Genomic DNA, 24237 nt, shown 5'->3' on the forward strand with positions numbered 1-24237 from the left:
TGTTATTAGCTTATCATAAAAACTAAAAATCAAGAAATATCCTTGAAAAAAATAGTGCTTATGACGTAAAAAATGTTACACTGTTTCTAATAACAATCGGTAACTAGCTTTAAAGGGAGAGGTTTAGTATTTCACACTGAGAAATATGTACGATGGTCAAATTCATGATATCGATGAAGTAGCTAACGTTGTCTTTGAAAAAACCGCTTTAGGAAAATGTTTAGGATAAAATCATATTATGCATTTATTGAAGCTGCTTGTAGTCTCTAAACTGAAAGAGCTTAATTAAAGAATTGATCCGGAAGATTGTACATGCTTTTGAATTACATGGTATACAATCCTAAAGAAACTTTAAAAATACGTATGTCAGAAAACTATTATGAAGACACTAATCATCACTGTGTCGGTCATTCAGTAATTAATTACTAAACAACCATTCTATAAGTAACTTATTTGGTCAGAAAGTAGGAAAATAAGGCCTGAAGTTATAGCTACATTTTTACCGCAAACTGTAATAGATGGATTTGAAGGCGTAATGAAACAAGTCGGGTTATCTATTCAGATTTAACATTAGAACCAATAGCTGCTATCAATTTAGTGATTTCTGAACATATCCGTATGCTAAATATTGCACTAGTGGGTATTAGAGCAGATACATTAGATATTGCGGTAGTAGTTATCAAATGGTACCTATAGCAGGTGATGAAATTACTGATAAAATCTGTAAAGAGTTATTAATAGATTATCATACAGGTGAAACAAACAAGGGTTTCTTTCAAAAAGTAAGAAAGATACAACTAACTATAGTGATATTTTAGGTAATGAAAATAGCCTTAGTAAACAAGAAAAGCTAATTTGAACTACGATATGACTGATCAGGAAATTTTAAATGCTATACTAAATTCTAAGGACCGAGTTTAATACTTGGCCTACCTCCCTGGGGGGGTGACATTTCTCTGAACATTTTTTTAGGTGACATTTTCAAGGAACACTGATATAAATTGAAATCTTTAATTGACATTAATACAGTAGTCTGCTAAACTACTGCTTAATATCAAGTAAAATACGGAGGTGTAGATATGGATTTTGAAGATAAAATAATAAAAGAAGGACTAACTTTTGATGATGTACTACTTGTACCTTCAAAATCTCAAGTTGTACCAAAAGAGGTAGATACAAAGACTCAACTAACCAAGAAAATTCGACTAAATATCCCTTTGATGAGTGCTGGAATGGATACTGTTACTGAGTCTAGGTTAGCTGTTGCAATGGCTCGAGAAGGTGGTATAGGAGTCATTCATAAAAATATGACTGTTGAACAACAAGCTTTAGAGGTAGATAGAGTAAAACGTTCTGAACATGGTGTTATTACAAATCCATTTCACCTTTCTAAAGACCATCAAATCGATGATGCTGCTACACTGATGGAACGTTATAAAATTTCTGGAGTGCCAATCACGGATGAAGGGAAACTAGTTGGTATAATTACTAACAGAGATATGAGGTTCGTTGAAGATTTTAATAAACCTATCAAGGATGTAATGACAGGTGAGAATCTTATAACTGCACCTGAAGGAACTACACTTGATGAGGCACAGAAGATCTTACAAAAGCATAAGGTTGAAAAATTACCTATCGTAGATAAAGAAGGCAACTTAAAAGGTTTAATTACGATCAAAGATATAGAGAAAGCTATTAAGTTTCCAAATGCATCCAAGGATGCATCAGGCCGACTTATTGTAGGTGCTGCTGTAGGAATTGGTCCAGACCTAGAAGAGAGAGTAAAAGCATTAGTAGATGCAAAGACTGATGTACTAGTAATTGATACGGCTCATGGACACTCTCAAAATGTTATAAAATCAGTGAGACATATAAAAGAATCATATCCAGAGGTTGAATTAATAGCAGGAAATGTAGCTACCCCAGAGGGTACAAAAGACCTAATAGATGCAGGGGCTGATGCCGTTAAAATAGGGGTTGGACCCGGATCTATTTGTACGACTAGGGTTGTTTGTGGTGTTGGCGTACCGCAAATTACCGCAGTAATGGATGCTGCTAAAGTAGCCCAAGAGAAAGGAGTTCCTGTAATTTCTGATGGAGGAGTAAAATATTCTGGAGATATAGTAAAAGCTATTGCTTCTGGTGCTAATGTAGTGATGATAGGAAGTCTATTTGCAGGAACGGAAGAAAGTCCAGGTGAATTTGAAATCTATCAAGGAAGAAGTTATAAAGTTTATCGAGGTATGGGATCTGAAACCTCAATGAAACTAGGAAGCAAAGATAGGTATTTTCAAGAAGGTAAGAGAAAGTTTGTTCCTGAAGGTATTGAAGGAAGGGTTCCTTACCGTGGGGTATTACAAGACACTGTGTACCAGTTAATAGGTGGACTTAAATCAGGCATGGGATATAGTGGAAGTCCAGATATAGAAAGTCTACAAAGAGAAGCGAAATTAGTTAAAATAACTGGAGCAGGCTTAAAAGAAAGTCACCCTCATGATATACAAATTACTAAAGAAGCACCCAATTATACAGTATAATTGGGTGCTCTGCACTTCTACAGGAAGACTGTAAATATGTATTACTACAAGGATTTTATTAAACCCATTTGAAACACAAAAATAATAGAGCGACAATTCAGTAAATTCTAAAACATCATAAAAACCAGGGGAAGATTTAGAATAAATTACTATTTGATTAAGTAGAAAAACTGTTAAAAAAAGGGGGATTATAATGGAGAATAATTCTCGTGAACAATGGGGATCTAAACTTGGATTTGTCCTTGCTGCAGCAGGGTCTGCTGTAGGACTTGGAAACGTTTGGCGTTTTCCCTTTGCAACCGGAGAGCACGGTGGTGCCGCATTTTTATTTTTATATTTAATTGCAGTTGTATTAATAGGTTATCCTTTAATGGTCACAGAGATTTCATTAGGCAGAAAATCTAGAAAAAATCCAATCGGAACTTATAAGAATCTTGCACCTGATACCCCGTGGTGGTTAGTAGGTGGACTAGGTGTTATAACTGGTTTTGTTTTACTAAGTTATTATTCTGTTATCGCTGGGTGGTCGTTATCTTATATTTTTAGATCTTTAGGTGGATTTCCAGAGGGCATAGATGCTGCAAATATTATGTTTGAAACTCATATTTCAGGATTATTAGAACCTATATTATATCATTTGATTTTTATGGTGATAACTGTTGGAGTTATTTCTGCTGGTGTTGTTAAAGGTATTCAAAAAGTTGTAGAAATGTTAATGCCTGTTTTAGCAATACTGTTGGTGGCTGTAGTATTTAGATCTGTAACACTTGAAGGCGCTAGAGAAGGAATTTCATTCCTCTTTCGTCCGGATTTTAGTGCTGTTACCGCAAAAACTTTTTTAAGTGTTATTGGCCAATCATTCTTTACTTTAAGTTTAGGTATGGGTGCAATTATAACTTATGGTAGTTATCTTTCTAATAAAGATGATATTCCTACAAGTTCAATTCAAATTATCGGTGCTGATACTTTGCTAGCTATAATATCAGGACTTGCAATTTTTCCAGCGGTATTTGCACTTGGATTTGACCCAGGAGAAGGACCAGGACTGGTATTTGTAACTCTACCAGCGGTATTTGCTGAAATGCCTTTGGGTGGCATTTTTGGGGTTTTATTCTTTATTCTTTTAACTATAGCTGCGTTAACTTCTGCTATTTCATTACTTGAGGTGGTTGTTGCATATGTTATAGATGAAAAGAATTGGCCAAGAGAAAAGGCTGCATTAACTGTCGGGGGTGTTATATTCTTAATAGGATTACCACCAATCTTAGGTTATAGTGTTTGGTCAGAAGCAACTACTTTTGCTGGTAATATTTTAGATACGTATGACTTTATTGCAAATAGTGTTATGTTACCTCTTGGAGGTGCACTAACTTCAATATTTGCAGGACATGCTTTGGGCAGTAAAAATATTGTAGAAGAAGCTAATAAAGGGGCTACATCAGTCAAGATTGGTAATTGGGTAGCACCACTATTAAGATATGTGATTCCGATAAGTGTTTTAGTTGTTATGTTATTTGGGATTTATCAAACAATTACTGGGGAATAATTAAAGGACGAGGGGTGTTCTAAACAGAACTCCCCTTTTTCAATATGCAAGTTCATAGCTTGACAAATAAAGGATTATTTTTATGTTATCACGAATAATATATTTGCTACTAACACTAATTTTAAAAAATTGCTACTTGAAGGAGTAATTTATATGAGTGAAACACCTATTTTAGATGAAATAGATAAATACATAAATCAAGGCATTGATCGCTATCACACCCCAGGTCATAATGGAATAGAGAAGGTATATAAGAACGAATCTTTTTTGGGTTCTACAATTTTTCAAAAAGACTTAACAGAAGTTCCTGGTCTTGATGACTTACATTCCCCTGAATCAGTTATAAAAAAGTCACAAGAATTAGCTGCAGAATATTACGGATCAGATTTTTGTCACTATCTTGTCAACGGTTCATCAGCAGGTATTATAGCAATGGTAATGGCAACTGTAGGTCCAGGAGATAGAGTATTGATACCAAGAAACGCGCATAAATCTTTGTATAGTGCTTTGATTTTAAATGGAGCTAAACCTGTGTACAGTCAAATGAAATTAGGGTTACATAATACATTGCCTTTAAATTTAGATATCGAGAAACTTGAACAAATAATAAATCAAGAACAAGATTTGAAAGCAATCTTCATTACAAACCCCAGTTATTATGGTGTGACAGTAGATTTAACTAGAATAAGATCTATTACGGATCGTCCGCTTTTAATTGATGAAGCTCATGGAGCCCATTTTAATTTAGCCACGGATTTTCCTATCAGTGCATCAGAATATGGAGCTGATATATGGGTTCAAAGCACTCATAAAACATTGAACTCTTTAACACAAAGTTCGATTTTACACGGGAAGAAGGGAAGAGTTTCTAAAGAAGAAATTGCATTTATGTTACAATTAATTCAAACAACGAGTCCTTCCTACTTACTTATGGCGTCAATAGAAATGGCTCGTATATATAATCAGAAAAACAAACCTACATGGCGTAATTTTCTTGACAACAAACTATATCCGATGAGAGCTACATTGGATTCTATACCTGGTATTAAGCTTTTATCAAAAGATTATACTCGCAATCAAGGATTTCAATTAGATCCTACAAAAATCACTGTATTATTAGATGAGCTAAAGATTAATGGTTATCAACTTTCCGATATCTTAAGAAAAGAATATAATATACAGGTTGAATTGGCTGAAGAAAATCAAATATTACTCCTAGTAACTCCTCAACACACAAAAGAACAAATAGAAAGATTGGAAGCGAGTTTCAGAAAGATATCTAAAGATTATAGTATTAAAGGTAAAAAAGAGATTAAAAAATATAAATATGAGCTACCCAAAAGACCAGTTCAAAAGCTCACACCAAGGGAAGCAACATTTAGAAAAGGACGGTACTTAAAACTATCAGATTCCATAGGAATGGTAGCAAAGGAATTTGTTATACCCTATCCTCCTGGTATACCATTATTAGTACCAGGGGAAGTTATAACCGAGGAAGTCTATGAATTTTTGGATTACTTAACAAAGACTAAAGTTCACTGCCAAGGCTTTAGCTATAAAGATTCTGGAATGATTTTAGTAACAGAATAAAATAGATTAAACTAGATAAAGCAATAGTGAGGGTGATTATTATGTCAGAATTTCAAATGAGTGATTTCAAAAAAGAACTCAGCAAGCTTTTAGAAGTATTTCCAACTCATATAAGGGAAGAAATTGAGAAAAGGGATGATCTTGATAGATTAGTTGAAGTTGTTATTGATCTAGGCAAGCGTCCTGAAGCTAGATATCCAAGAGAGTTTTTTTATTTAACTGATGATGTTGTAACAGAACAAGATTTAGAATATGTATGTAATAGAGTAGGGCCCTTTGGTGACGATAATAGGGCAGGAATAGAGAAGACGTTACATAGAATTTCTGCAATTAAGAATAGAAGAGAAAGAATTATTGGTTTAACTTGTCGTGTCGGAAAAGCCATTTATGGAACCTCTGATATCATAAGAGACATTGTCGAAAATGAAGATAAACTTCTATTATTAGGTCGTCCTGGTGTAGGAAAAACTACAATTTTAAGAGAAACGGCAAGGATTTTAGCAGATGAATTTAAAAAAAGAGTAATTATAGTAGACACATCTAATGAAATTGCAGGTGATGGTGATATTCCTCATCCTGCTATAGGGCATGCTAGGAGAATGCAAGTAAAAACTCCTGACAAACAACATGATGTGATGATAGAGGCAGTTGAAAATCATATGCCAGAAGTAATAATAATTGATGAAATCGGAAGCTATCAAGAAGCAGAAGCGGCTAGAACCATTGCTGAACGTGGTGTTCAATTGATTGCAACAGCACATGGAAACACATTAGAAAATTTAATATTAAATCCAACCTTATCTGAACTATTAGGTGGTATAGATTCAGTAATTCTAGGAGACGAAGAGGCTAAGCGAAGAAATAGTCAAAAAACTGTTTTAGAACGCAAGGCACCTCCGACGTTTGATTCAGTTATTGAAATTTTTGATAAAAACACACTTAAAGTACATAACCCGTTAGAAAAAGTTGTGGATTATATCTTACGAGGAGGAACTCCTCGACCGGAAATTAGGATCAGAAATGAACACGGGGAAACTGAAGTTATTCAGAATTCAAACTTAAAGGAAGATCTTTCTAAGGAAAGTAAAGAAGATAACTTAAAAAACACATCAAATGGGGTTCAAAAAATATACCCTTACGCAGTCAGTAAAGATACTGTTAAACGTTTAATAAAAGAACTTAAAGTACCTGCTGAACTTACTAGACACATGAAAGAAGCCGATTTAATGCTAACGGTTAAAGCACAAAAGCGTAAAGGTGCGCAAAAAATTAAAAAAGCCTATGAAGAAAATATTCCTGTCCATATCATAAGAAAAAATAAAGTAGCACAGGTAGAAAAAGCATTACGACATATTTTTCAACAAAATGATCGGGACGAGAGTGAGGGGAACAATGATGTGCTTTAAAACAGGAAAGTTTATTACTTTTGAAGGGATAGATGGCTGTGGGAAGAGTACACAATTATTATATTTTAAGGAATACTTAAATAAACAAGGTGAAGATGTGATTACAACTAGGGAGCCAGGTGGTACTAATGTTGGAGATGCAATTAGAAGTATCTTGTTAGATAGAAAATACAGTGATATGACAATGGAGGCAGAAGCGCTTTTATATGCTGCTTCAAGAGTTCAACACGTAACCCAAGTTATATTACCGAATGCTTCAGCTGGGAAAGTTGTCTTATGTGATCGTTTTATTGATTCGAGCATTGCTTACCAAGGGGGAGGTGATCCATTAACTTCTCAAGATGTTAGAAATATTAATAGTTTGACATTAGACAAAATACGTCCAGATATTACTTTTCTAATAGATATAGACCCTGAACAAGCCTTCAAAAGGCTGAATCGTGGTAGAGATAGAATTGAAAATAGAGGGTTACAATATCAAGAAAAAGTTAGAAAAAACTACTTAAAAATAGCAAGCAAAGAGCCCGATCGAATCATTATAATAGATGGCAATAGAAGTAAGGATGAAGTTTTTTGGGACATATGTGATCAATTCAAAAGAGCGAGTGAGGTGGACTAATATGAAACTTGTAATAGTAATTTTACAAGATAAAGATGCCCCACTGTTATTAGATGCTTTAAATGAAAAAGGAGTACAAGCAACTAAACTAGCAAGTAGCGGTGGGTTTCTAAGGTCAGGGAATACCACTTTATTAATAGGAGTATCAAAAGAAAAAGTACATGAAGTTATAGATTCAGTTAAAGAACATTGTAGTTCTCGAAAGCAAATGGTTAATCCAGTTTCCCCAGTTGGAGGGACAACAGATTCTTATCTACCATTTCCAGTTGAAGTAACAGTTGGAGGGGCAACTATTTTCGTAGTTGATGTAGAAAACTTTGAACAAGTTTAGTAGTGGAAAGGGTGAGACCAGTGCCAAGAATTTCTGAGATAGGAAATGGTAGAAGAGAAGGACATGGAAAAGTAATCGGTAAAGCTAAAAATAAAAAAGTGTCTAAAAAAATCACGAACTTTCAAACACAGTTTTCAAAAGCTAAGTCTAAAGAAATGACTGATGAACTAGATGAACTTTGGCAAGATATTAAAAATAAAGGTGAACAATTAGCTGATAATATGAGTTGGGATAGTTTTATAGCTTATAGAGATAGTATAAAAAACTTTATGAAAACTTTTTTAGGAGAAGCGTATCAAGTATTAGGATCTAGGGGTAGGACTAGATTCGGTAATCAAAAGATATATATACATATTAAAAAAATTGATGAAAAACTTGTTGAACTAGGCGAAGATGTTATAAAGGGAGAAAAAGATAAAGTTGATCTAATATCTAAAATTGATGAAATAAGAGGGCTCCTGTTAGATCTTTATCAATAAAGTTCTACAGGAGCTTTTAAGAGTTTAGACAATTAGGAATCCTAAAATAAAACCCATAATAAATCCAGTGTTAGCAGTATGATTATGGTAACCATGAGACATAGGCATGAGTTCATCGCTTACAATATAAACCATTGCTCCTGCAGCAAAAGCAAGACCTAGCCCTACAAATATAGAGGAAATGCCAAAAATGGTTAGACCAATCGCTGCACCAACAGGGGTCATTAAACCAGCGAAAAGTGTTAACATGAAAACTTTAAACCAACTAATACCCCCTGATCGAAGAGGTCCTGCTACAGCCATTCCTTCAGGAATATTGTGTAAGGCAATTGCAACAGCGATAGCAAAACCCAATTCAGGATTTGATTCTAGCCCTGCACCAATAGCTAAACCTTCGGGTAGATTGTGTAATGCAATTCCCAAAAAAATGAGATAACCTGTTTTTAATACGCTTTTTTCGTTTGAATTGGTACTAACTCCCTCTGTGACAACCTCATCACCACCGGGTAGATGTGTATGGGGTATTAGTTTATCAAGTAAATACATCATAGCAGCTCCTAATATAAACCCTATTACTGCAGAATATGTTGAAGAAATTTCTTCTGCTTCAGGAATCAACTTAAAAGCAGAAATTGCTATCATTATCCCTCCAGCGAAACCAAGTAGACCAGAAAGTACTTTTTGTCCTGGGCGACCAATTAAAGCAATTATTATAGCACCAATAGCTGTAGAAGCACCAGCAATGAAGCTATAGAGTAGACTTTCCATAAGGGCCCTCCTTTTTATTATAATAATATATTAGCTCCCTGCAAAACTTAAAAAGTCTGCCATAAGAAGATTTTGCAAAAAGACCTGCATGAATTAATTGCCAAAACTATTAGTAAAATGCCTAAACGTTCTAAAGCTGAGCCCAAGGCTAAACTTTCTTACACCAATGGTCATTTTGCTTACGCTTTTACTGGTGCTGTATTGACAGATGGGTTTGGTGTTATTAGAGATATTGAACTTTTTGAGGGTCAGAAAGATTCTACTACTTTAAAACCCCATAATGAATAGCGTTAAGAAACGTCATGATATTCAAAAATACAATTTTTTACAGATGATGCCGGCTTTGATAGTACTGAAAATTTTCGCTTTTTGATAGAAGAATGTTCTTTAAAGCCAGTAATTAGTAAAAATCGTAGAAACTCTAAAAAACTAGGTGAAAATTTTAATGAAATTGGTATTCCTGTTTGCCCTAAAGATAGTAGCCTTACTTTCAAATATGATGGTTATTGTAATTCACGCAAAAGAATCAAATGGGTTTGCCCTTTAAATAGAAAGCAAGGGACTAATTCTAATTATAATAATAACTTTTACTGATTTCATTATAACATATATTGTAAATAGAATGTTTAGTTGTCTTTTATTTTTATAAACTGATATAATAAGGAAAGCTAGAAGTTAATTATTTATTTTAGAAAGTGGTGAAATACATGGATGTTTGTGACTTTTCTCAGTTTGTTGGACAAAAAAATATAATAGATAGCCTTAGAAGTCAACTTGTAAAGAATGAAATAGGTCATGCATATCTATTTTTTGGTCCTGAAGGTCAAGGGAAATCAACTTTATCTCAAGTGTTTGCATCATCCATACTATGCAAAAATTTTGATAATAATAAAGGTCCATGTGGAGTTTGTTTATCTTGTCAAAAAGTGCTCAAAGGAATTCATCCAGATTTAATATATATAGGTGAAAAAGATAAATCTATAAAGATTGAAGATATTAGAAAAATTAAACATTCTGTTTCCTACCAACCAACAGAAAGTGATAAAAAGATCTTTTTGATAAATAATGTAGAAAATATGACAAGGGAAAGTGCTAATAGTATATTAAAAGTATTAGAAGAACCCCCTGAATATGTAATATTTTTACTAACAGCAAATGAACTCCAAAGATTACTATCTACAGTAACTTCTCGGTGTGAAACTTATCATCTTACTTCATTAAAAGAGTTTGAAGTCAGAGAGGTATTGAATAGACAAGTTGATGTAGAGGAAGAAGAACTTAAACTAGCTGTATCCTTATCTAATGGACTAGTAGGTAGGGGGCTAGCAATCTTAAAAGATGAAAGTTATCAGAAGATGATAGATAATGCCAGAAAAATAACTGAAGATCTTTCAAGGTTCAGTAGAATGGATGCCTTAAAATGGGCAGAAGAAATAGACAACTCGGATAGACCTGAAGAGTTTCTTGAGCTTATAAATATTTTATTAAAGGAAAAGTTTTTTGATGATCAAAAAGTTATTTCCCGGGACATGTTATATAGCATAATTGAAATTATTTTGCATACGAAGGGGAAACTATTAACAAATGTTAATAGGCTATTAACATTAGAAGCCATGTTTTTAGAAATTAAGGAGGTAATTAATAATGAGTGAATATAGAGTTATAGGGGTCAGGTTTAAACCTGCGGGAAAGATATATTTTTTTGACCCCAATGAAATAGATCTAGAACTTGAAGATAATGTTATTGTGGAAACAGCTAGAGGCCTAGAATTTGGTCAGGTTGTGATAGGCCCTAAAATGGTTGGAGAAGAAGAAATTGTGGCCCCACTAAAAACAGTTATTCGAAAAGCTACAGATGAAGACAAACAAAAAAATAAAGAAATTAAACAAAGAGAAGAAGAAGCGTTTAATATTTGCTTAGATAAGATATCAAAACATGGGTTAGAAATGAAACTTGTTGATGTAGAACAGAGTTTTGATGACAGTAAAATCATATTCTATTTTACAGCAGATGGAAGGGTAGATTTTAGAGATCTTGTAAAGGATTTAGCTGGTGTTTTCAAAAAAAGAATAGAGTTACGACAGATAGGAGTAAGAGATGAAGCAAAAATGCTTGGTGGAATTGGTCCTTGTGGTAGAGAAATATGTTGTGCATCTTTTTTAGGAGATTTTGATCCAGTGTCAATAAAAATGGCTAAAGATCAAAACTTAGCTTTAAACCCAAATAAAATTTCAGGTATTTGTGGTCGTTTGATGTGCTGCCTTCGATATGAGTCAGAAGTATATGAAAAAGCACAAGAGGAATTTCCTCAAGTTGGTGATACAGTAACTACAGAAGAAGGACAAGGTGAAGTTCAAGACTTTAATATTATTGAAGGGACGGTTCAAATAAAATTAGACGATACAAACCAAATACAAGAATATCAGTTAGATACTATTTCAGGGATAAGAAAAGGTTGTAAAAAACATTCGTGTAGTAATCATCAGTGTTTTACAAAAGAACAAGAGAATGATGAAATAGATGAGGACTTAAGGGAATTAGAAGATTAAATTTAAACAAAATTCTGTGCTTTATCCATAGCATACGGTCCAAGAATTAGCACAAGATCACCTGTTTCTGCTGAATTAACACTACACTTGATAGATTTCTTAAGATCTGATATTAGTTCATATGGAAACTTATTTTTCTGAATTGGTTCTAAAAAAGCTTCTAGTTCTTGTTTTTGAACTTGATCTTTGGGTGCAGCATGAGATTCACTTGTTGTTATTACTAATTTTTTAACAGGGAGTTTTTGAATCCACTTAGATAAAATAGAGCTGTTTTCTTTGTTTGTTTCTTTACCCCTATTTCCTCTAACACCTATTACAATTATCAAATTTTCAAAGGGGAGTTCTGAAATAGTATTAAATACTGCTTCCATGCTAGCTACATTATGTGCACAATCATCAAGTACTGTATAGGGCTTTTTTTTGAGAACCTGAAGCCTTCTAAATATTCCAGGGAAATTGCTGATATTTTTGATAACCTCATCTATATCAAAACCTGCTACAATACAACTAGTTAAGGCAAGTAAACCGTTATAAATATTGTGACGACCAGGAACTGGAATTATGACTTCCTTAGTTACTGGATCAATCGGTTTATTTCCTAGAGTTGGTAATTCTTCGGATAACTTAAGTGTAAATCTACTTTGGAAGTTATTAAATTTAATGTTTTTAGCTTTTATCATAGCTCTAGGTGTTTCTATTCCATAAGTTATAATTTTACTGAGGGTTTTATCAGCGAAAGTAGCAAAATGATTGTCATCTGCATTTATAATAGAGATACTTTCAGGTGAGAGCATTTGAAAAAATTTAGCTTTACTTTTGACATAGTCATCCCAAGAATCATGAAAATCCATATGATCCCGGCTAATATTGGTAAAACCAGCTATGTCAAAATTGATAGCGGATACACGATCTTGCTTTAGTCCATGGGAAGAAACTTCAGAAGTTAAATATTCAACCTCATTTTCGACCATATTTTCTAGTATTTTGTATAAATCTTTTGCCTGAGGAGTGGTAAGCTCCGCAGGCATTTTTATACCATTTATTGAATAATGGACTGTTCCTAAAAGCCCGGAGTTTTTATTTTGGCTTCTAATGATATGATTAATCATTGCCGTGGTTGTTGTTTTCCCATTCGTTCCTGTTACTCCTATTACCTTTAACTTATCTCCCGGGTGATTATGAACTGAAGATGCTAATTTAGCTAGGGCTTTACGCCCATTATTAACTTTAATTATAGGTACATCTTTTGGAGGTTGCTCTTTTTCTACAACAATGCTAGAAGCACCTCTTTCAATAGCTTCATCAATAAATTGATGAGCATCATGTCTTTCTCCATGATAAGCCACAAAAACATTACCCGGATAAACTTCTTTTGAATTATCTGTGACACCAGTTATTTCAACGTCACTATTAGGTATGCTTCCTATATCTGCAAACTCAGTTGAGATTTCAGGTAAAGAATTCTTTAATAGGTCTTTAAGAGTGATTTTTTGAGACTTAGAAGTAAAATTTTTAGATATCATTTCATGATGCTCCTTTTAAATTATTGTTGTAAGATTAGTTTTACACTTGTTTTATTGTTTATTCTTTGGGAAAAAGTAGAAGAGAGGTGGTAAAATGGATAGTAATAACAAAGGTAAATTATATATTTGTCCAACGCCAATAGGAAATTTAAAGGACATTACATTAAGAGTAATTGATTGTTTGAAAAATGTTAATATTATAGCTTGTGAGGATACTAGAAGAACTAAAAAACTTCTTAATCATTTAGATATTTATCATCAGAACCTTATAAGTTATCACAAATTTAATCAGGAGAAAAAAGGTGAAAACTTGGTACATAAACTAAATCAAGGATTCGATGTAGCTTTGGTTTCAGATGCAGGGACACCTTCTATATCAGATCCAGGAAAATACTTAGTAAGAGAAGCTATTGATAATTCTTTGACAGTAATTTCATTACCTGGTCCATCAGCTGTAATAACAGGATTGGCAGCTTCGGGATTAGATACCGGTTCTTTTCTTTTTTTGGGATTCATACCTGGAAAAGGTGCTCAAAGAAAACAATTTTTAAATAAAATAATTTCTAGTGAAAGTACCGTTGTACTTTATGAGAATTCATCTAGGATGTTAAATACCTTAAGAGAGTTAGAGCCACATTTAACTGATAGGGAGATTGTAATCGCAAGAGAACTTACTAAGATACATGAAGAATTTATACGTGGTACTGCTAATGACCTAATTTCTAAGTTAGAAAGTAGAAATTTTAAAGGAGAAATCACCTTACTAGTTGAGGGAATCGATAATGCGGGAGTGGAAAACTATTTTTCGAAACTAACGACTGAAGAACATTTACATGAAGTAATAGGAGAAGGTTTCTCAAAAAAAGATGCAATAAAGTTAGTGAGTAAGTTAAGAGATGAACCTAAACGAGAAGTTTATAAAAAAGCTTTGAAATTAGAAAAAGAAAAAAACGATCAGTAATGTTGATGGATAATAAAATGCTCCCCTTAAGTAACAGATTAAATATTTAAATCTGTTACTTAAGGGGAGCATAGACTATTGTGGTATTTTGTTAAATGCTTGTCCTTAACTATTAGATAATTCTTTAGCACATGTTCTACAAATGTTTTTACCTTTATGATGAATCATTTCCCCATCTTGAGCAGTACCACAAAAAATACAGGCAGGTTCGTATTTCTTAAGTATAATATTTTCACCTTCAATGTAGATCTCTAGTGAATCTCGTTGTTCAATACCTAAGTTACGTCTTAATTCAATGGGTATAACAATTCTGCCTAATTCATCAACTTTTCTAACTAAACCAGTAGATTTCATTATATTCCCTCCTTTTTTGACAACTTTCGACAACCATATACTTACAGTATACCAAAAAAGTTAAGAAATTAAAAGAAAAAAATACAATTTTAGTAAAAATATACAGCTGAAGTTTGGTTTTCTTGTAACGTCATAATTTATTTGTTATAATTTTGATAAATTCTAGCAGTGTATCATATCTATGAACTTTGTCTTGTAATTTGATAAAGTGTAATGGATAAACTAAAAAAGCCTTCTTTTAAACGTGAAGGCTTTTCGTCTTTAATAATGCAGAGGAGGTAAAAACGATGGCAGAGAAAGGTACTTTTTATATTACAACCCCTATCTATTATCCTAGTGATAAATTGCACATTGGTCACTCGTATACTACTGTAGCAGCTGATTGTATGGCGCGGTATAAGAGCTTAACAGGGTATGACGTAATGTTTTTAACGGGGACGGATGAACATGGTCAAAAAATAGAAAGAAAGGCCAAAGAACAAAATAAAAGTCCACAGGAGTTTGTTGATGAAATTGTGGATATGACTAAAGATTTATGGAATACGTTAGATATAAACTATGATGACTTTATTCGTACAACTGAAGAGAGGCACAAAAAAATCGTTCAAAAGATCTTTCAAAAATTCTATGATCAAGGAGATATCTACAAAGATAAATATGAAGGATGGTATTGTACTCCTTGTGAGTCATTTTGGTTGAGTAGACAGTTAGATAATGAACAAGTTTGTCCTGATTGTGGTCGTAAGGTTGAATGGGTAAAAGAAGAAAGTTACTTTTTTAGAATGAGTAAATATGCAGACAGATTATTAGAGCATATTGAAAATAACCCAGAATTTATTCAGCCAGAATCAAGAAAAAAAGAAATGATAAACAACTTTTTGAAACCTGGTCTTGAAGATTTATGTGTTTCAAGGACTACTTTTAAGTGGGGAATAGAAGTTCCCATGGATACTGATCATGTAGTCTATGTTTGGTTAGATGCGCTAACTAATTACTTGACAGCATTAGGTTATTTATCAGAGGATGATTCTTTATATAAGAGATATTGGCCTTGTGATGTACATTTAGTAGGTAAAGAAATTGTAAGATTCCATACGATTTACTGGCCTATTTTCTTAATGGCGCTAAACCTACCCCTTCCAAAGCAAGTATTTGGACATGGTTGGTTATTACTTAATGATGGTAAAATGAGTAAATCAAAGGGTAATGTTGTAGATCCTGAAGTACTGGCTGAAAGATATGGTTCTGATGCGATTAGATATTATTTATTAAGAGAAATACCTTTTGGTTCTGATGGGGTTTTTACATTGGAAGCATTAGTACAAAGAATTAACTATGACTTGGCTAATGATCTTGGTAACCTACTAAATAGAACTATAGCTATGATTGATAAATATTTCGATGGTATGATTCCGGAACCAGCAGAACAAAACGAAATAGATAAAGCTTTAATAGCTAAGGCTAAAGAAGTTCCTGATAAGATTGACAAACATATGAATGGGTTAGATTTTTCTGAAGCGTTGAAAGTTCTTTGGGAGTTTGTAGGGAGATCAAATAAATATATTGATGAAACTGAACCATGGAATCTAGGAAAAGACCCTCACAAAAAAGAGCGATTAGGTACAGTTTTATATAATTTAGCTGAATCATTAAGACATATAGCTATTTACTTATCTCCTTTTATGCCTAGAACACCTAAGAAAATATGGGAACAACTTGGAATAAGTGAAGATGCTAGCTTACACAAATACGAAAGTATTTTAGACTGGGGGCATATCTCGACAAATATAAAAGTTTCCAAAGGGAAACCTTTGTTTCCTAGATTAGATATCTCTCAAGAGGTCGAATCTTTTGTAACAAACCAAGATGAAGATAATGAAACTTCAGAAAATGAAGATGCTTATTTACCAGTAAAACAACAAACTGATATTGAAACTTTCAAAGAACTTGATTTAAGGGTAGCTACAATTACGTCTGTTGAAAGTATTCAAGGAGCAGATAAACTCTGGAAACTACAAGTAGATTTAGGGTTCGAAAAAAGACAAGTAGTAGCTGGTATAAAGGAACACTATACTGAAGAGGACCTGGTTGGCCGCCAAGTGATGATGGTTGTAAACTTAAAACCAGTAAAAATAAAAGGGGTTAAATCAGAAGGTATGATTTTAGCTGCTACTGATGATAAAACTGGTGATACTATACTTTCAGGATTTCCGGATAAAGAAATAAAAAATGGAAGTCAGGTGAACTAAATGGTACTAATAGATACACATGCTCATTTAGACTCAAAAAAATTAGCCCCAGATTTAGATAGAGTAGTTTCTAGGGCTAAACAAAAAGGGGTATCTAGGATAATTAATGTAGGTATTACTTTGGAGTCTTCACAAAAATCTATTGAATTTGCCAAAAGATATCCGGAAATTTTTGCAAGTGTTGGTATTCACCCTCATGATACAGAAGAGTTACCAGATAATTATATTGAAGAGATAAAGAAACTTGTGCAAGATAACCGAGAATATGTTGTTGCACTAGGTGAGATGGGTTTAGATTATTACCGGAACTACTCGCCTAAAAAGAACCAAAAAGAAACGTTTATAAAACAGCTTGAACTAGCTAACGAGTTACAACTACCTGTTATTATACATGACAGAGCAGCTCATGAAGATACGTTAGAGATTTTAGAAGAGTTTAAAAATGAAGTATTCGGAGTTTTTCATTGTTTTGCAGGAGATGAGAAAATTGCTGATAAGGCTTTGGATCTAGGTTACTTTATCTCTTTTACAGGAAATATTACTTTTAAGAAGGCTGAAGAATTACGAAAAGTTGTAAAACAAGTGCCGTTATCAAGATTAATGGTAGAAACTGATTGCCCTTACTTATCCCCTGAGCCCTTTAGAGGAAAGATAAATGAACCGGCTTATGTAAGACTAGTAGCAGAAGCTATAGCAGAAATAAAGAACGTTGACTTTCAAGAGGTAGTATCTATAACAGGGGAAAATGCTTCAAACCTGTTTAAAATTTAAGGAGAAATTTAGTGAAAAAAGTTTGGATATATTTAAGATAGTATTATTTCTAATTGTGTTTTTCTTATTGCAGTATTTGGAGTAAATATTGCGTTAATGATGGATTCGGATGTTATTGTAGTTTTTGATGAGAAAAGGATAAAGAATTAGAATATATAAAAAACTACAAAAAGAAGATGTTAAAAAAGATCTAGACTTAGAATTTAGAGACAAAAATGAAATCGAACTTGTTTCAGAATTAAACTCTGAAACAAGTTCGATGTATTTAAAAATAAATAGGTGGTATACTGATATTAAAGAAAAAATGAAGTGTTGTCATTTGACAAAGAGAAAATTAAAACAGATGATATGTTAAAAGGAGAGAAAGAAATTATATTATACAAGAAGGTCAGAATGGTTTTCTTAAGAACGGATTAAAGTGATCTATTTAGGCGAAGAATTTATATCAAAAGAAAAACAGTTTAATATCAAAAAGAACCAGTTGATAAAATAATCAAAGGCCTAGGAACCTCATAATTTAGTTATATTGAAGATGTCGACGGGGTTGATTTATAGAGACAGAAACCGAAGAAGCATCATGATGGTATGGATCTAAATTTCATGGGCAAATAGCTTATAGTGGACAAGAATACGATATGTACTACTTGACAATTACCCACTCTAGCTTACCTATGGGGTCTATAGTACAAGTTACATTCTTAATACTGAAAAAAGAGTGATAGTTAAAATAAACGATAGAGGTCCATTTGTTGAAGGAAGAGTTATCGATCTATCGAAATAAATCTGCTAAAGATCGGTTTTGCACCTTATGGTGTAGGAGATGTTAATCTAGAAGTTATAAGTTATGGTGATAAAAGTTTTTAACCTAGGAGTGAATTAGATGAACTTATATTCCCCCAAAAGAGTAGCAGAACTATTAGGCAATTTTGGTATTCATCCAAAAAAAAGTTTCGGTCAAAATTTTCTAGTAGATCAGAATATCATTAAAAAGATTATAGCTACTGCTGAATTAAAAAATCATGATAAAGTTGTAGAGATTGGTCCTGGATTAGGAACAATGACAGTACAAATGGCTGAAGTTTCAAAAAAAGTAATAGCAATTGAGTTAGACAATAGACTAATACCTATTTTAGAGAAGAATTTAGAGAGGTATGATAATACTGATATAATTATAGGTGATGCATTAAAAGTTGATTTTAATAATATAATAAAGAATGAGGATGAAAAGCAATTAAAAGTGGTAGCTAATTTACCATATTATATAACTACCCCGCTAGTGATGAAATTAGCTAGAGAACGCCAACCTATAGATCGTATGGTCCTTATGGTTCAAAAAGAAGTAGCAGAACGGTTTACAGCTATTCCAGGAAGTAAAAATTATGGTGCAATTTCTGTGATTTTAGACTTTTACTTTAAGGCCCAATTAGCATTTGATGTACCCAATAATGTTTTTTACCCTAAACCAAAAGTTTCCTCTTCAGTAGTCAATCTTAAAAAAAGAGATGAACCCAAAATACCTGTACAAGATGAACAAGTATTTATCAACTTTATAAACAAGTCTTTTTCTAGTAGAAGAAAAACATTTGTAAATAATATCGTAAGTATTTATGAAGGTAGTAAATCTGAATTGATTGAGTTTCTAGCACAAACTAATGTAGCCAAAGATGCTAGAGCTGAGGAGCTTTCAACTGAAAAGTTTGGTGAAATTTTTGAGACAATTTATAATAATCTTAAAGTAAGATAGAATCTTAGAAAGGTAGTGGTAAAAAAATATGTACCGAAGTCCTTCGCGCGGTTCACTAAATCTTACAGAGGTTTATTGGGATATTGTTGATTGTATCGTTAATAATCCTAAAGATAAATTCAATCTAATAATAGGAACAGATTCACAGAACATTCAGGACCGTTGCTGTTTTGTAACAGCTATTATAGTGCATAAGGAAGGTAAAGGTGCTAGGTATTTTTTTACCAAGAAGTATGAAGATAATATTACATCTTTACGACATAAAATATTTTTCGAAACCTCTTTAAGTGTTGAAATAGCAGGGGAAATATTTAAAAAACTCAAAGATTCTAGTATTAAAGAAGAAAACTTTAACCTAGAAATTCATTTAGATGTTGGGGAAAGCGGTGACACTAAAGATTTAATACGAGAGGTTGTCGGCATGGTTATTGGAAGTGGTTTTTCACCCAAGATAAAACCAAATTCCTTTGGAGCGTCAAAAGTTGCAGATAAATATACTAAGTAGCTAATTTTCCCTTGACAAGAACAAGAATTACTTGCTACAATTAAGTGATACATTTGACATTTTACCTCTGTTATGTTACATTAGTATAGGGGTGAAAAAAATGCCAGCAAAAAACTCACTGGGTGAAATCAAAGATTCCCTCGACCAATGTGTTGGAAAGAAAATAAAATTAAAAGCAAATGGTGGCAGAAAAAAAGTTATTGAAAAAGAAGGTGTCTTAGAAAGTACCTATCCATCATTATTCATAATAAGAGTTGACGAATCATCTTATAGCCAAAGATTTACTTTTAATTATGCAGATGTGTTAACAAAAGCTGTTGAATTGACTTTAATAGATGACAAGCCATGGAATTTAGCTGCCAAATAAAAAAGGTCCTAATCAGGACCTTTTTTATTTGGTTTTCTCTTTAAGTTTAGTTGAAATGCTTTATTTCTAATAGCATTCATAGATCTTTGAAACCTTTCTTCTAATTGGTTTTTATTTGTCTTTGGATATATTTTTTTTAATGTTTTGATTTCTTCTTGGGTCCAAGGTTTTGAAGAAGAGTTTTTATTTTCTTTTCTTAAACTTAATCGACTTGCCTTATTTCTAATACTTGCGATACTTCTATCTAGTAAATTTGATAACTCAGAATCAGAAAGTTTTGGGTAATATTTTTTTAACAACTCTTCTTCTTTCTTAGTCCAATACTTTTGTCTTTTTAAGTTCAAACTATTAGCTTTAAAAGTTACTGCAGCCATACTACGGTTAAAAGTTTGTTCTAATGTTTTTCTATCTTCATGTGGATACATTTTTTTTAGCAATTGTATTTCTTTATTAGTCCATTTTTTTGCCATATCTCTTCCCTCCTTTAAGCCCTAATCCTTAATAAGCAGTTCATATTGTTTTTTGGGAGTTAGTACAATATATGAGTCCTAAACTACACCTGTTCGAATTATTTGTTTTGTTATTTCTCTTAAAGATAAACACAAAACAAGAATTTATTTCATACTTATATAATAGATTCTAAGAGAAAGTATTTTTGATTTATAAGGAGGAGGGCGGAGATGGCTGATCATAAGAAAGCTTTAGAGAAAGAACGTTTAAAACTTGACAGCTTAATCGGTAAGGCAGGGCGTATTACTAAGATTACAGAGGAAATTCAATTTGACTCTGAAGTTTCAGAAATAATGGAACTTAGAGATAAGCAGCTAAGTAATATTAATAGTGAAGCTAATTATGATAAAGTTGATGTATCAGGTCAATTAGAACTAACTATAAATTACATTGATTCATTAGGTGAGAACAAGGAAAAACCTGTGAGTTTGAACTTTATGTGTGATGTAAATATTCCAGGTGCGTTGAAACATCATAAAGTTAAAACTTGGGCTAGAATAGAAACTGTAGACATAGAAAAACATTATGACGAAGAGTCAGATAGAGATAGAAGATATACATTAGTAGCTAAAATAGAAGTTTTTAGTGTAGTTATAGATCAACTAAACTTAGAGATTGCTACCGACATGAAAGAAGAGGAACAGGGAGTAACAAAAGATACTATTAGTATAGATCGGTTTGTATCATTAGAAACTACTACATCTTCATTCGAATATTCATTACCTCTGTCGAATTTAACGGATCAAATTGAATCATTAGATGTTCAAATTGATAATGTGGAAACAAAAATAGATAATAATGAAATATTAGTTAGAGGAACTTTAACTAAACTATGTAAATATATCGATATGGAAACTGATGAACTCCAAAGCGAAACTTTCACAAAGGAATTTGAAGAATCCATTGAGATTACTGGTATTACACCTGAAATGAATGTGGATGAACTTGTGAGAATTAATGATATTGAGTATAATTTATCTAAAGAAGATAATCAATTAAATACTTATATAACAATAGACTTTTTTGCCGTTGTTCGAAAAAAAATTGAAAAAACAATAGTCTCTGATCTAGAGGTAGGAGAGGGATATATTGATTCAGATAAGATAACTACTTCTGTTGTAAAGGGAAGAACATCTGAGAAAATTAATCTTTTAGAAGATATACAGTTAGATAATCCTTTATCAGAGTTGGTTAGCGTTGATTTTGATATTGACTATGAAATTATAGAACAAAAAGATGATAGAGTGAAACTTGAGACGATATTTTTTATGAGTTTTAAGTATCAATTAGAAACTGGAGACATAGAGGAATCTAGTAAAGAAATTACTTCTCAAAAAACATTTAAAATAGCTGGAATAAATGAAAACAGTAATATATTTTATCTACCTAGATTAGATTTTATTAAAACAGAAGTAGAGAAAGAAGATCCATCAGTAATTAATATGAGAGCAGTTATCCAAGCTTTAGTAGAAGTAGTTGATACAGAAAGTGTAGAAGTTGTAGTAGCAATAAGAGAAAAGAAAGACAGAGGGGAAAAGAGAAAAAAACCATCTCTAAAAGTATATATTGTACAAAAAGGTGAAACGCTCTATGATATAGCCCATAAGTTCAATGTTGATGTAAACGAGTTGGCTGAGGCCAATAGTATAAAAGATATTGACCTTATTTTTGAGGGACAAAAATTATTTATAAATCAAAAATAATTTTAGTAGCCGTAAAGGCTACTTTTTTTGCATAAATTAGAGTCCCTTAGGTGGACCCTAATTTATGCAATTAGATTAACCTTTTGGTGCCCACAATAAGAAAACACCAATGACTATAAAAGAAATACCGGCTCCAATCTTGAGAATATGTTCAGGTACCAATTTAGATAAATAATGTCCAAGAGTAACACCAATTAATGCAGAAAGTACTAAAGCAGTTGAAGCTCCGATAAAAACACCTATAGCAGATTTTTTTTGTGTGGCAAGTAACATAGTGGCTAGTTGAGTTTTATCACCCAATTCAGCTAAAAATACTAATAAAAAAGTGACAAAAATACTTTCGAACATTAGTCCTCTCCTCCCTATAAAAAAGCTTAATTATAATTATTGCAATAAAGGGCCACCTATTCCTGACATACTATTGAAAGTTAGTTATCAATTCCGTTATAATAGAACAGACGGCTAAAAGGGGGGGCTTTTTTGAAAAATTCTAAAAACTTCATTACAGTAATTATCTATTTTTTTATTATAATTATATTTTTAACAACTAGTAATTCAAAAAGTTTTGCTAGACATCAAGATCAACCCGAGATTACGTCAGAAACAGCTGTTTTAATGGAAATGGATTCTGGAAAGGTTCTTTTTGATAAAGATAAACATAGAAAAATGCATCCTGCTAGTACGACTAAAATAATGACCTCTCTTTTATTAATGGAAAACTGTTCATTAAGAGAAATAGTAGAGGTAAGTCCTAAAGCTTACGGAACACCGGGTTCTTCCATGTATTTAGGGCTTGATGATAAAATAAGTGTCAGAAATTTGTTATATGGTATAATGGTTCAGTCAGCTAATGATGGAGCAATAGCTGCAGCGGAGCATGTTTCCGGTTCTGTAGAGGAGTTTGCTAACAAAATGAATGAACGTGCAAAAGAATTAGGTGCTATTAATACAAGCTATAAAAATCCACATGGACTGACAGAGAAAGGGCATAAGACTAGTGCTTTTGATTTAGCTGTAATTACCAGAGAAGCATTACAGAACCCTAAATTTCGTAAAATAGCTAAAACTAACAATATAACTATACCCTGGCCTGATAAAGAAGAGGAAAGAATGCTCGTAAGTAGAAATCAATTATTAAATAATTATGAAGGAGCTATAGGTGTAAAAACTGGTTACACACGAGCTGCTAATCGTACTTTTGTAGCTGCTGCTGAACGAGATGATATGACCTTGATTGCTGTACTAATGTCTGCTACAGGTGATGTGATATTTGAAGATGCTAAAACTCTTTTGGATTATGGCTTTGATAATTACCTTAACACAAAGTTAATGGAAAAAGACGATATATTAAAAGAGGTTAGTATAATAAATGGGGCACAGAAATCTCCCTTAATTGTTAAAGAAGATGTGAAACTTCCTATATCTAAAAGTCGTACAGAAGTAAAACAAGAATTGGAGCTAAAAAAATCAATAAAAGCACCAATTGAACAAGGAAAGAAAGCAGGAACGGTTAAGTGGATTGCTGATGGCGAAGAACTAATAAGTACTTCTGTTTATTTTGGAGAGGATATTAACCAGGCAATAAATACTAGATGGTGGTTTAGAGCTAGTTTAGGTGGAATTGTACTTATGGTTAGTTATATAACCATTGAAAAAGTTAAAAAGAAAAAATCATCAAAAAGACAGAAAGAACGATTCAAAAGAAAATATCGATATTAACAATT

26 protein-coding genes are annotated in these 24237 nt (G+C 32.6%); 21 read left to right on the forward strand and 5 right to left on the reverse strand.

The genetic code is table 11. The features are described from left to right. Positions 1-683: 683 nt before the first annotated feature. The 8 genes from CDO51_RS14980 to CDO51_RS07380 all read left to right on the forward strand — a co-directional run bounded on the left by CDO51_RS14980 (position 684) and on the right by CDO51_RS07380 (position 8508). Positions 684-818, forward strand: coding sequence for a hypothetical protein (locus tag CDO51_RS14980; protein ID WP_276207006.1), 135 nt, complete (start codon positions 684-686; stop codon positions 816-818). A gap of 261 nt (positions 819-1079) precedes the next feature. Continuing rightward, a complete protein-coding gene (gene guaB, locus CDO51_RS07350; protein WP_089023647.1) occupies positions 1080-2537 on the forward strand; it encodes an IMP dehydrogenase in 1458 nt (485 codons plus the stop codon). Positions 2538-2730: 193 nt separating this feature from the next. Beyond that, positions 2731-4083 (forward strand): sodium-dependent transporter, encoded by a 1353-nt coding sequence (locus CDO51_RS07355; protein ID WP_089023648.1) that lies wholly within the window; start codon positions 2731-2733, stop codon positions 4081-4083. 153 nt (positions 4084-4236) lie between these two features. Then, on the forward strand, positions 4237-5673 hold the full coding sequence (locus CDO51_RS07360; protein ID WP_089023649.1) for an aminotransferase class I/II-fold pyridoxal phosphate-dependent enzyme: 1437 nt from the start codon (positions 4237-4239) through the stop codon (positions 5671-5673). Positions 5674-5714: 41 nt separating this feature from the next. Further along, positions 5715-7079 (forward strand): AAA family ATPase, encoded by a 1365-nt coding sequence (locus CDO51_RS07365; protein WP_240503519.1) that lies wholly within the window; start codon positions 5715-5717, stop codon positions 7077-7079. Further along, positions 7066-7698: a dTMP kinase gene (gene tmk, locus CDO51_RS07370; protein WP_158212373.1), complete on the forward strand. Its 633-nt coding sequence runs from the start codon at positions 7066-7068 to the stop codon at positions 7696-7698. The genes CDO51_RS07365 and tmk overlap by 14 nt, the downstream gene beginning before the upstream one ends. A gap of 1 nt (position 7699) precedes the next feature. Beyond that, a complete protein-coding gene (locus CDO51_RS07375) occupies positions 7700-8029 on the forward strand; it encodes a cyclic-di-AMP receptor (protein WP_089023651.1) in 330 nt (109 codons plus the stop codon). 2 nt (positions 8030-8031) lie between these two features. After that, positions 8032-8508: a YaaR family protein gene (locus CDO51_RS07380; RefSeq protein ID WP_089023652.1), complete on the forward strand. Its 477-nt coding sequence runs from the start codon at positions 8032-8034 to the stop codon at positions 8506-8508. A gap of 24 nt (positions 8509-8532) precedes the next feature. On the opposite strand, the gene CDO51_RS07385 is transcribed toward CDO51_RS07380, so the two are convergent. Further along, positions 8533-9276, reverse strand: a complete 744-nt coding sequence (locus CDO51_RS07385) for a ZIP family metal transporter (RefSeq protein ID WP_089023653.1) — start codon at positions 9274-9276, stop codon at positions 8533-8535. A gap of 72 nt (positions 9277-9348) precedes the next feature. On the opposite strand from CDO51_RS07385, the gene CDO51_RS07390 reads away from it, so the two are divergent. From CDO51_RS07390 to CDO51_RS07400, 4 genes are all read left to right on the forward strand, one after another. Beyond that, positions 9349-9564, forward strand: coding sequence for a hypothetical protein (locus CDO51_RS07390; protein ID WP_089023654.1), 216 nt, complete (start codon positions 9349-9351; stop codon positions 9562-9564). 81 nt (positions 9565-9645) lie between these two features. Then, positions 9646-9870, forward strand: coding sequence for a hypothetical protein (locus tag CDO51_RS13790; protein WP_158212374.1), 225 nt, complete (start codon positions 9646-9648; stop codon positions 9868-9870). A 101-nt stretch (positions 9871-9971) separates the two neighbouring features. Continuing rightward, positions 9972-10928: a DNA polymerase III subunit delta' gene (gene holB, locus CDO51_RS07395; protein ID WP_158212375.1), complete on the forward strand. Its 957-nt coding sequence runs from the start codon at positions 9972-9974 to the stop codon at positions 10926-10928. After that, a complete protein-coding gene (locus CDO51_RS07400) occupies positions 10921-11826 on the forward strand; it encodes a PSP1 domain-containing protein (protein ID WP_089023656.1) in 906 nt (301 codons plus the stop codon). The genes holB and CDO51_RS07400 overlap by 8 nt, the downstream gene beginning before the upstream one ends. 2 nt (positions 11827-11828) lie before the next feature. Here CDO51_RS07400 and CDO51_RS07405 read toward each other — a convergent pair whose 3' ends face one another. Next, a complete protein-coding gene (locus CDO51_RS07405; RefSeq protein WP_089023657.1) occupies positions 11829-13349 on the reverse strand; it encodes a Mur ligase family protein in 1521 nt (506 codons plus the stop codon). Between the two features lie 94 nt (positions 13350-13443). Between CDO51_RS07405 and rsmI the strand changes: the two genes are divergently transcribed. Beyond that, entirely contained in the window at positions 13444-14310 is an 867-nt protein-coding gene (gene rsmI, locus CDO51_RS07410; RefSeq protein WP_089023658.1) for a 16S rRNA (cytidine(1402)-2'-O)-methyltransferase, read from the forward strand. A gap of 105 nt (positions 14311-14415) precedes the next feature. On the opposite strand, the gene CDO51_RS14985 is transcribed toward rsmI, so the two are convergent. After that, positions 14416-14664: an AbrB/MazE/SpoVT family DNA-binding domain-containing protein gene (locus CDO51_RS14985; protein ID WP_089023659.1), complete on the reverse strand. Its 249-nt coding sequence runs from the start codon at positions 14662-14664 to the stop codon at positions 14416-14418. A 287-nt stretch (positions 14665-14951) separates the two neighbouring features. On the opposite strand from CDO51_RS14985, the gene metG reads away from it, so the two are divergent. From metG to CDO51_RS07445, 6 genes are all read left to right on the forward strand, one after another. Beyond that, positions 14952-16913 (forward strand): methionine--tRNA ligase, encoded by a 1962-nt coding sequence (gene metG / locus CDO51_RS07420; RefSeq protein WP_089023660.1) that lies wholly within the window; start codon positions 14952-14954, stop codon positions 16911-16913. Further along, the gene (locus tag CDO51_RS07425; RefSeq protein WP_089023661.1) at positions 16914-17684 is read left to right on the forward strand and encodes a TatD family hydrolase; all 771 of its coding nucleotides are present in this window, start codon (positions 16914-16916) and stop codon (positions 17682-17684) included. Positions 17685-18399: 715 nt separating this feature from the next. Then, positions 18400-18465 (forward strand): hypothetical protein, encoded by a 66-nt coding sequence (locus CDO51_RS15365; RefSeq protein ID WP_420811486.1) that lies wholly within the window; start codon positions 18400-18402, stop codon positions 18463-18465. Between the two features lie 99 nt (positions 18466-18564). Beyond that, positions 18565-19428: a 16S rRNA (adenine(1518)-N(6)/adenine(1519)-N(6))-dimethyltransferase RsmA gene (gene rsmA, locus CDO51_RS07435; protein ID WP_089023662.1), complete on the forward strand. Its 864-nt coding sequence runs from the start codon at positions 18565-18567 to the stop codon at positions 19426-19428. A 28-nt stretch (positions 19429-19456) separates the two neighbouring features. Further along, on the forward strand, positions 19457-19933 hold the full coding sequence (locus CDO51_RS07440; RefSeq protein ID WP_089023663.1) for a ribonuclease H-like YkuK family protein: 477 nt from the start codon (positions 19457-19459) through the stop codon (positions 19931-19933). A gap of 100 nt (positions 19934-20033) precedes the next feature. Further along, positions 20034-20300, forward strand: coding sequence for a Veg family protein (locus tag CDO51_RS07445; protein WP_089023664.1), 267 nt, complete (start codon positions 20034-20036; stop codon positions 20298-20300). Between the two features lie 8 nt (positions 20301-20308). Here the strand turns inward: CDO51_RS07445 and CDO51_RS07450 are convergent, their stop codons facing one another. Then, positions 20309-20770 (reverse strand): hypothetical protein, encoded by a 462-nt coding sequence (locus CDO51_RS07450; RefSeq protein WP_089023665.1) that lies wholly within the window; start codon positions 20768-20770, stop codon positions 20309-20311. A gap of 210 nt (positions 20771-20980) precedes the next feature. Here CDO51_RS07450 and CDO51_RS07455 point away from each other — a divergent pair, with 210 nt between their 5' ends. Further along, the gene (locus tag CDO51_RS07455; RefSeq protein WP_089023666.1) at positions 20981-22513 is read left to right on the forward strand and encodes a DUF3794 and LysM peptidoglycan-binding domain-containing protein; all 1533 of its coding nucleotides are present in this window, start codon (positions 20981-20983) and stop codon (positions 22511-22513) included. Positions 22514-22588: 75 nt separating this feature from the next. Here CDO51_RS07455 and CDO51_RS07460 read toward each other — a convergent pair whose 3' ends face one another. Beyond that, the gene (locus tag CDO51_RS07460; protein ID WP_089023667.1) at positions 22589-22861 is read right to left on the reverse strand and encodes a TMEM165/GDT1 family protein; all 273 of its coding nucleotides are present in this window, start codon (positions 22859-22861) and stop codon (positions 22589-22591) included. Between the two features lie 132 nt (positions 22862-22993). Here CDO51_RS07460 and CDO51_RS07465 point away from each other — a divergent pair, with 132 nt between their 5' ends. Further along, positions 22994-24232: a D-alanyl-D-alanine carboxypeptidase family protein gene (locus CDO51_RS07465; RefSeq protein WP_089023668.1), complete on the forward strand. Its 1239-nt coding sequence runs from the start codon at positions 22994-22996 to the stop codon at positions 24230-24232. Positions 24233-24237: the final 5 nt, after the last annotated feature.

The sequence above is a fragment of the Natranaerobius trueperi genome (assembly GCF_002216005.1).
In the GTDB taxonomy this organism is placed as follows: Bacteria; Bacillota; Natranaerobiia; order Natranaerobiales; family Natranaerobiaceae; genus Natranaerobius_A; species Natranaerobius_A trueperi.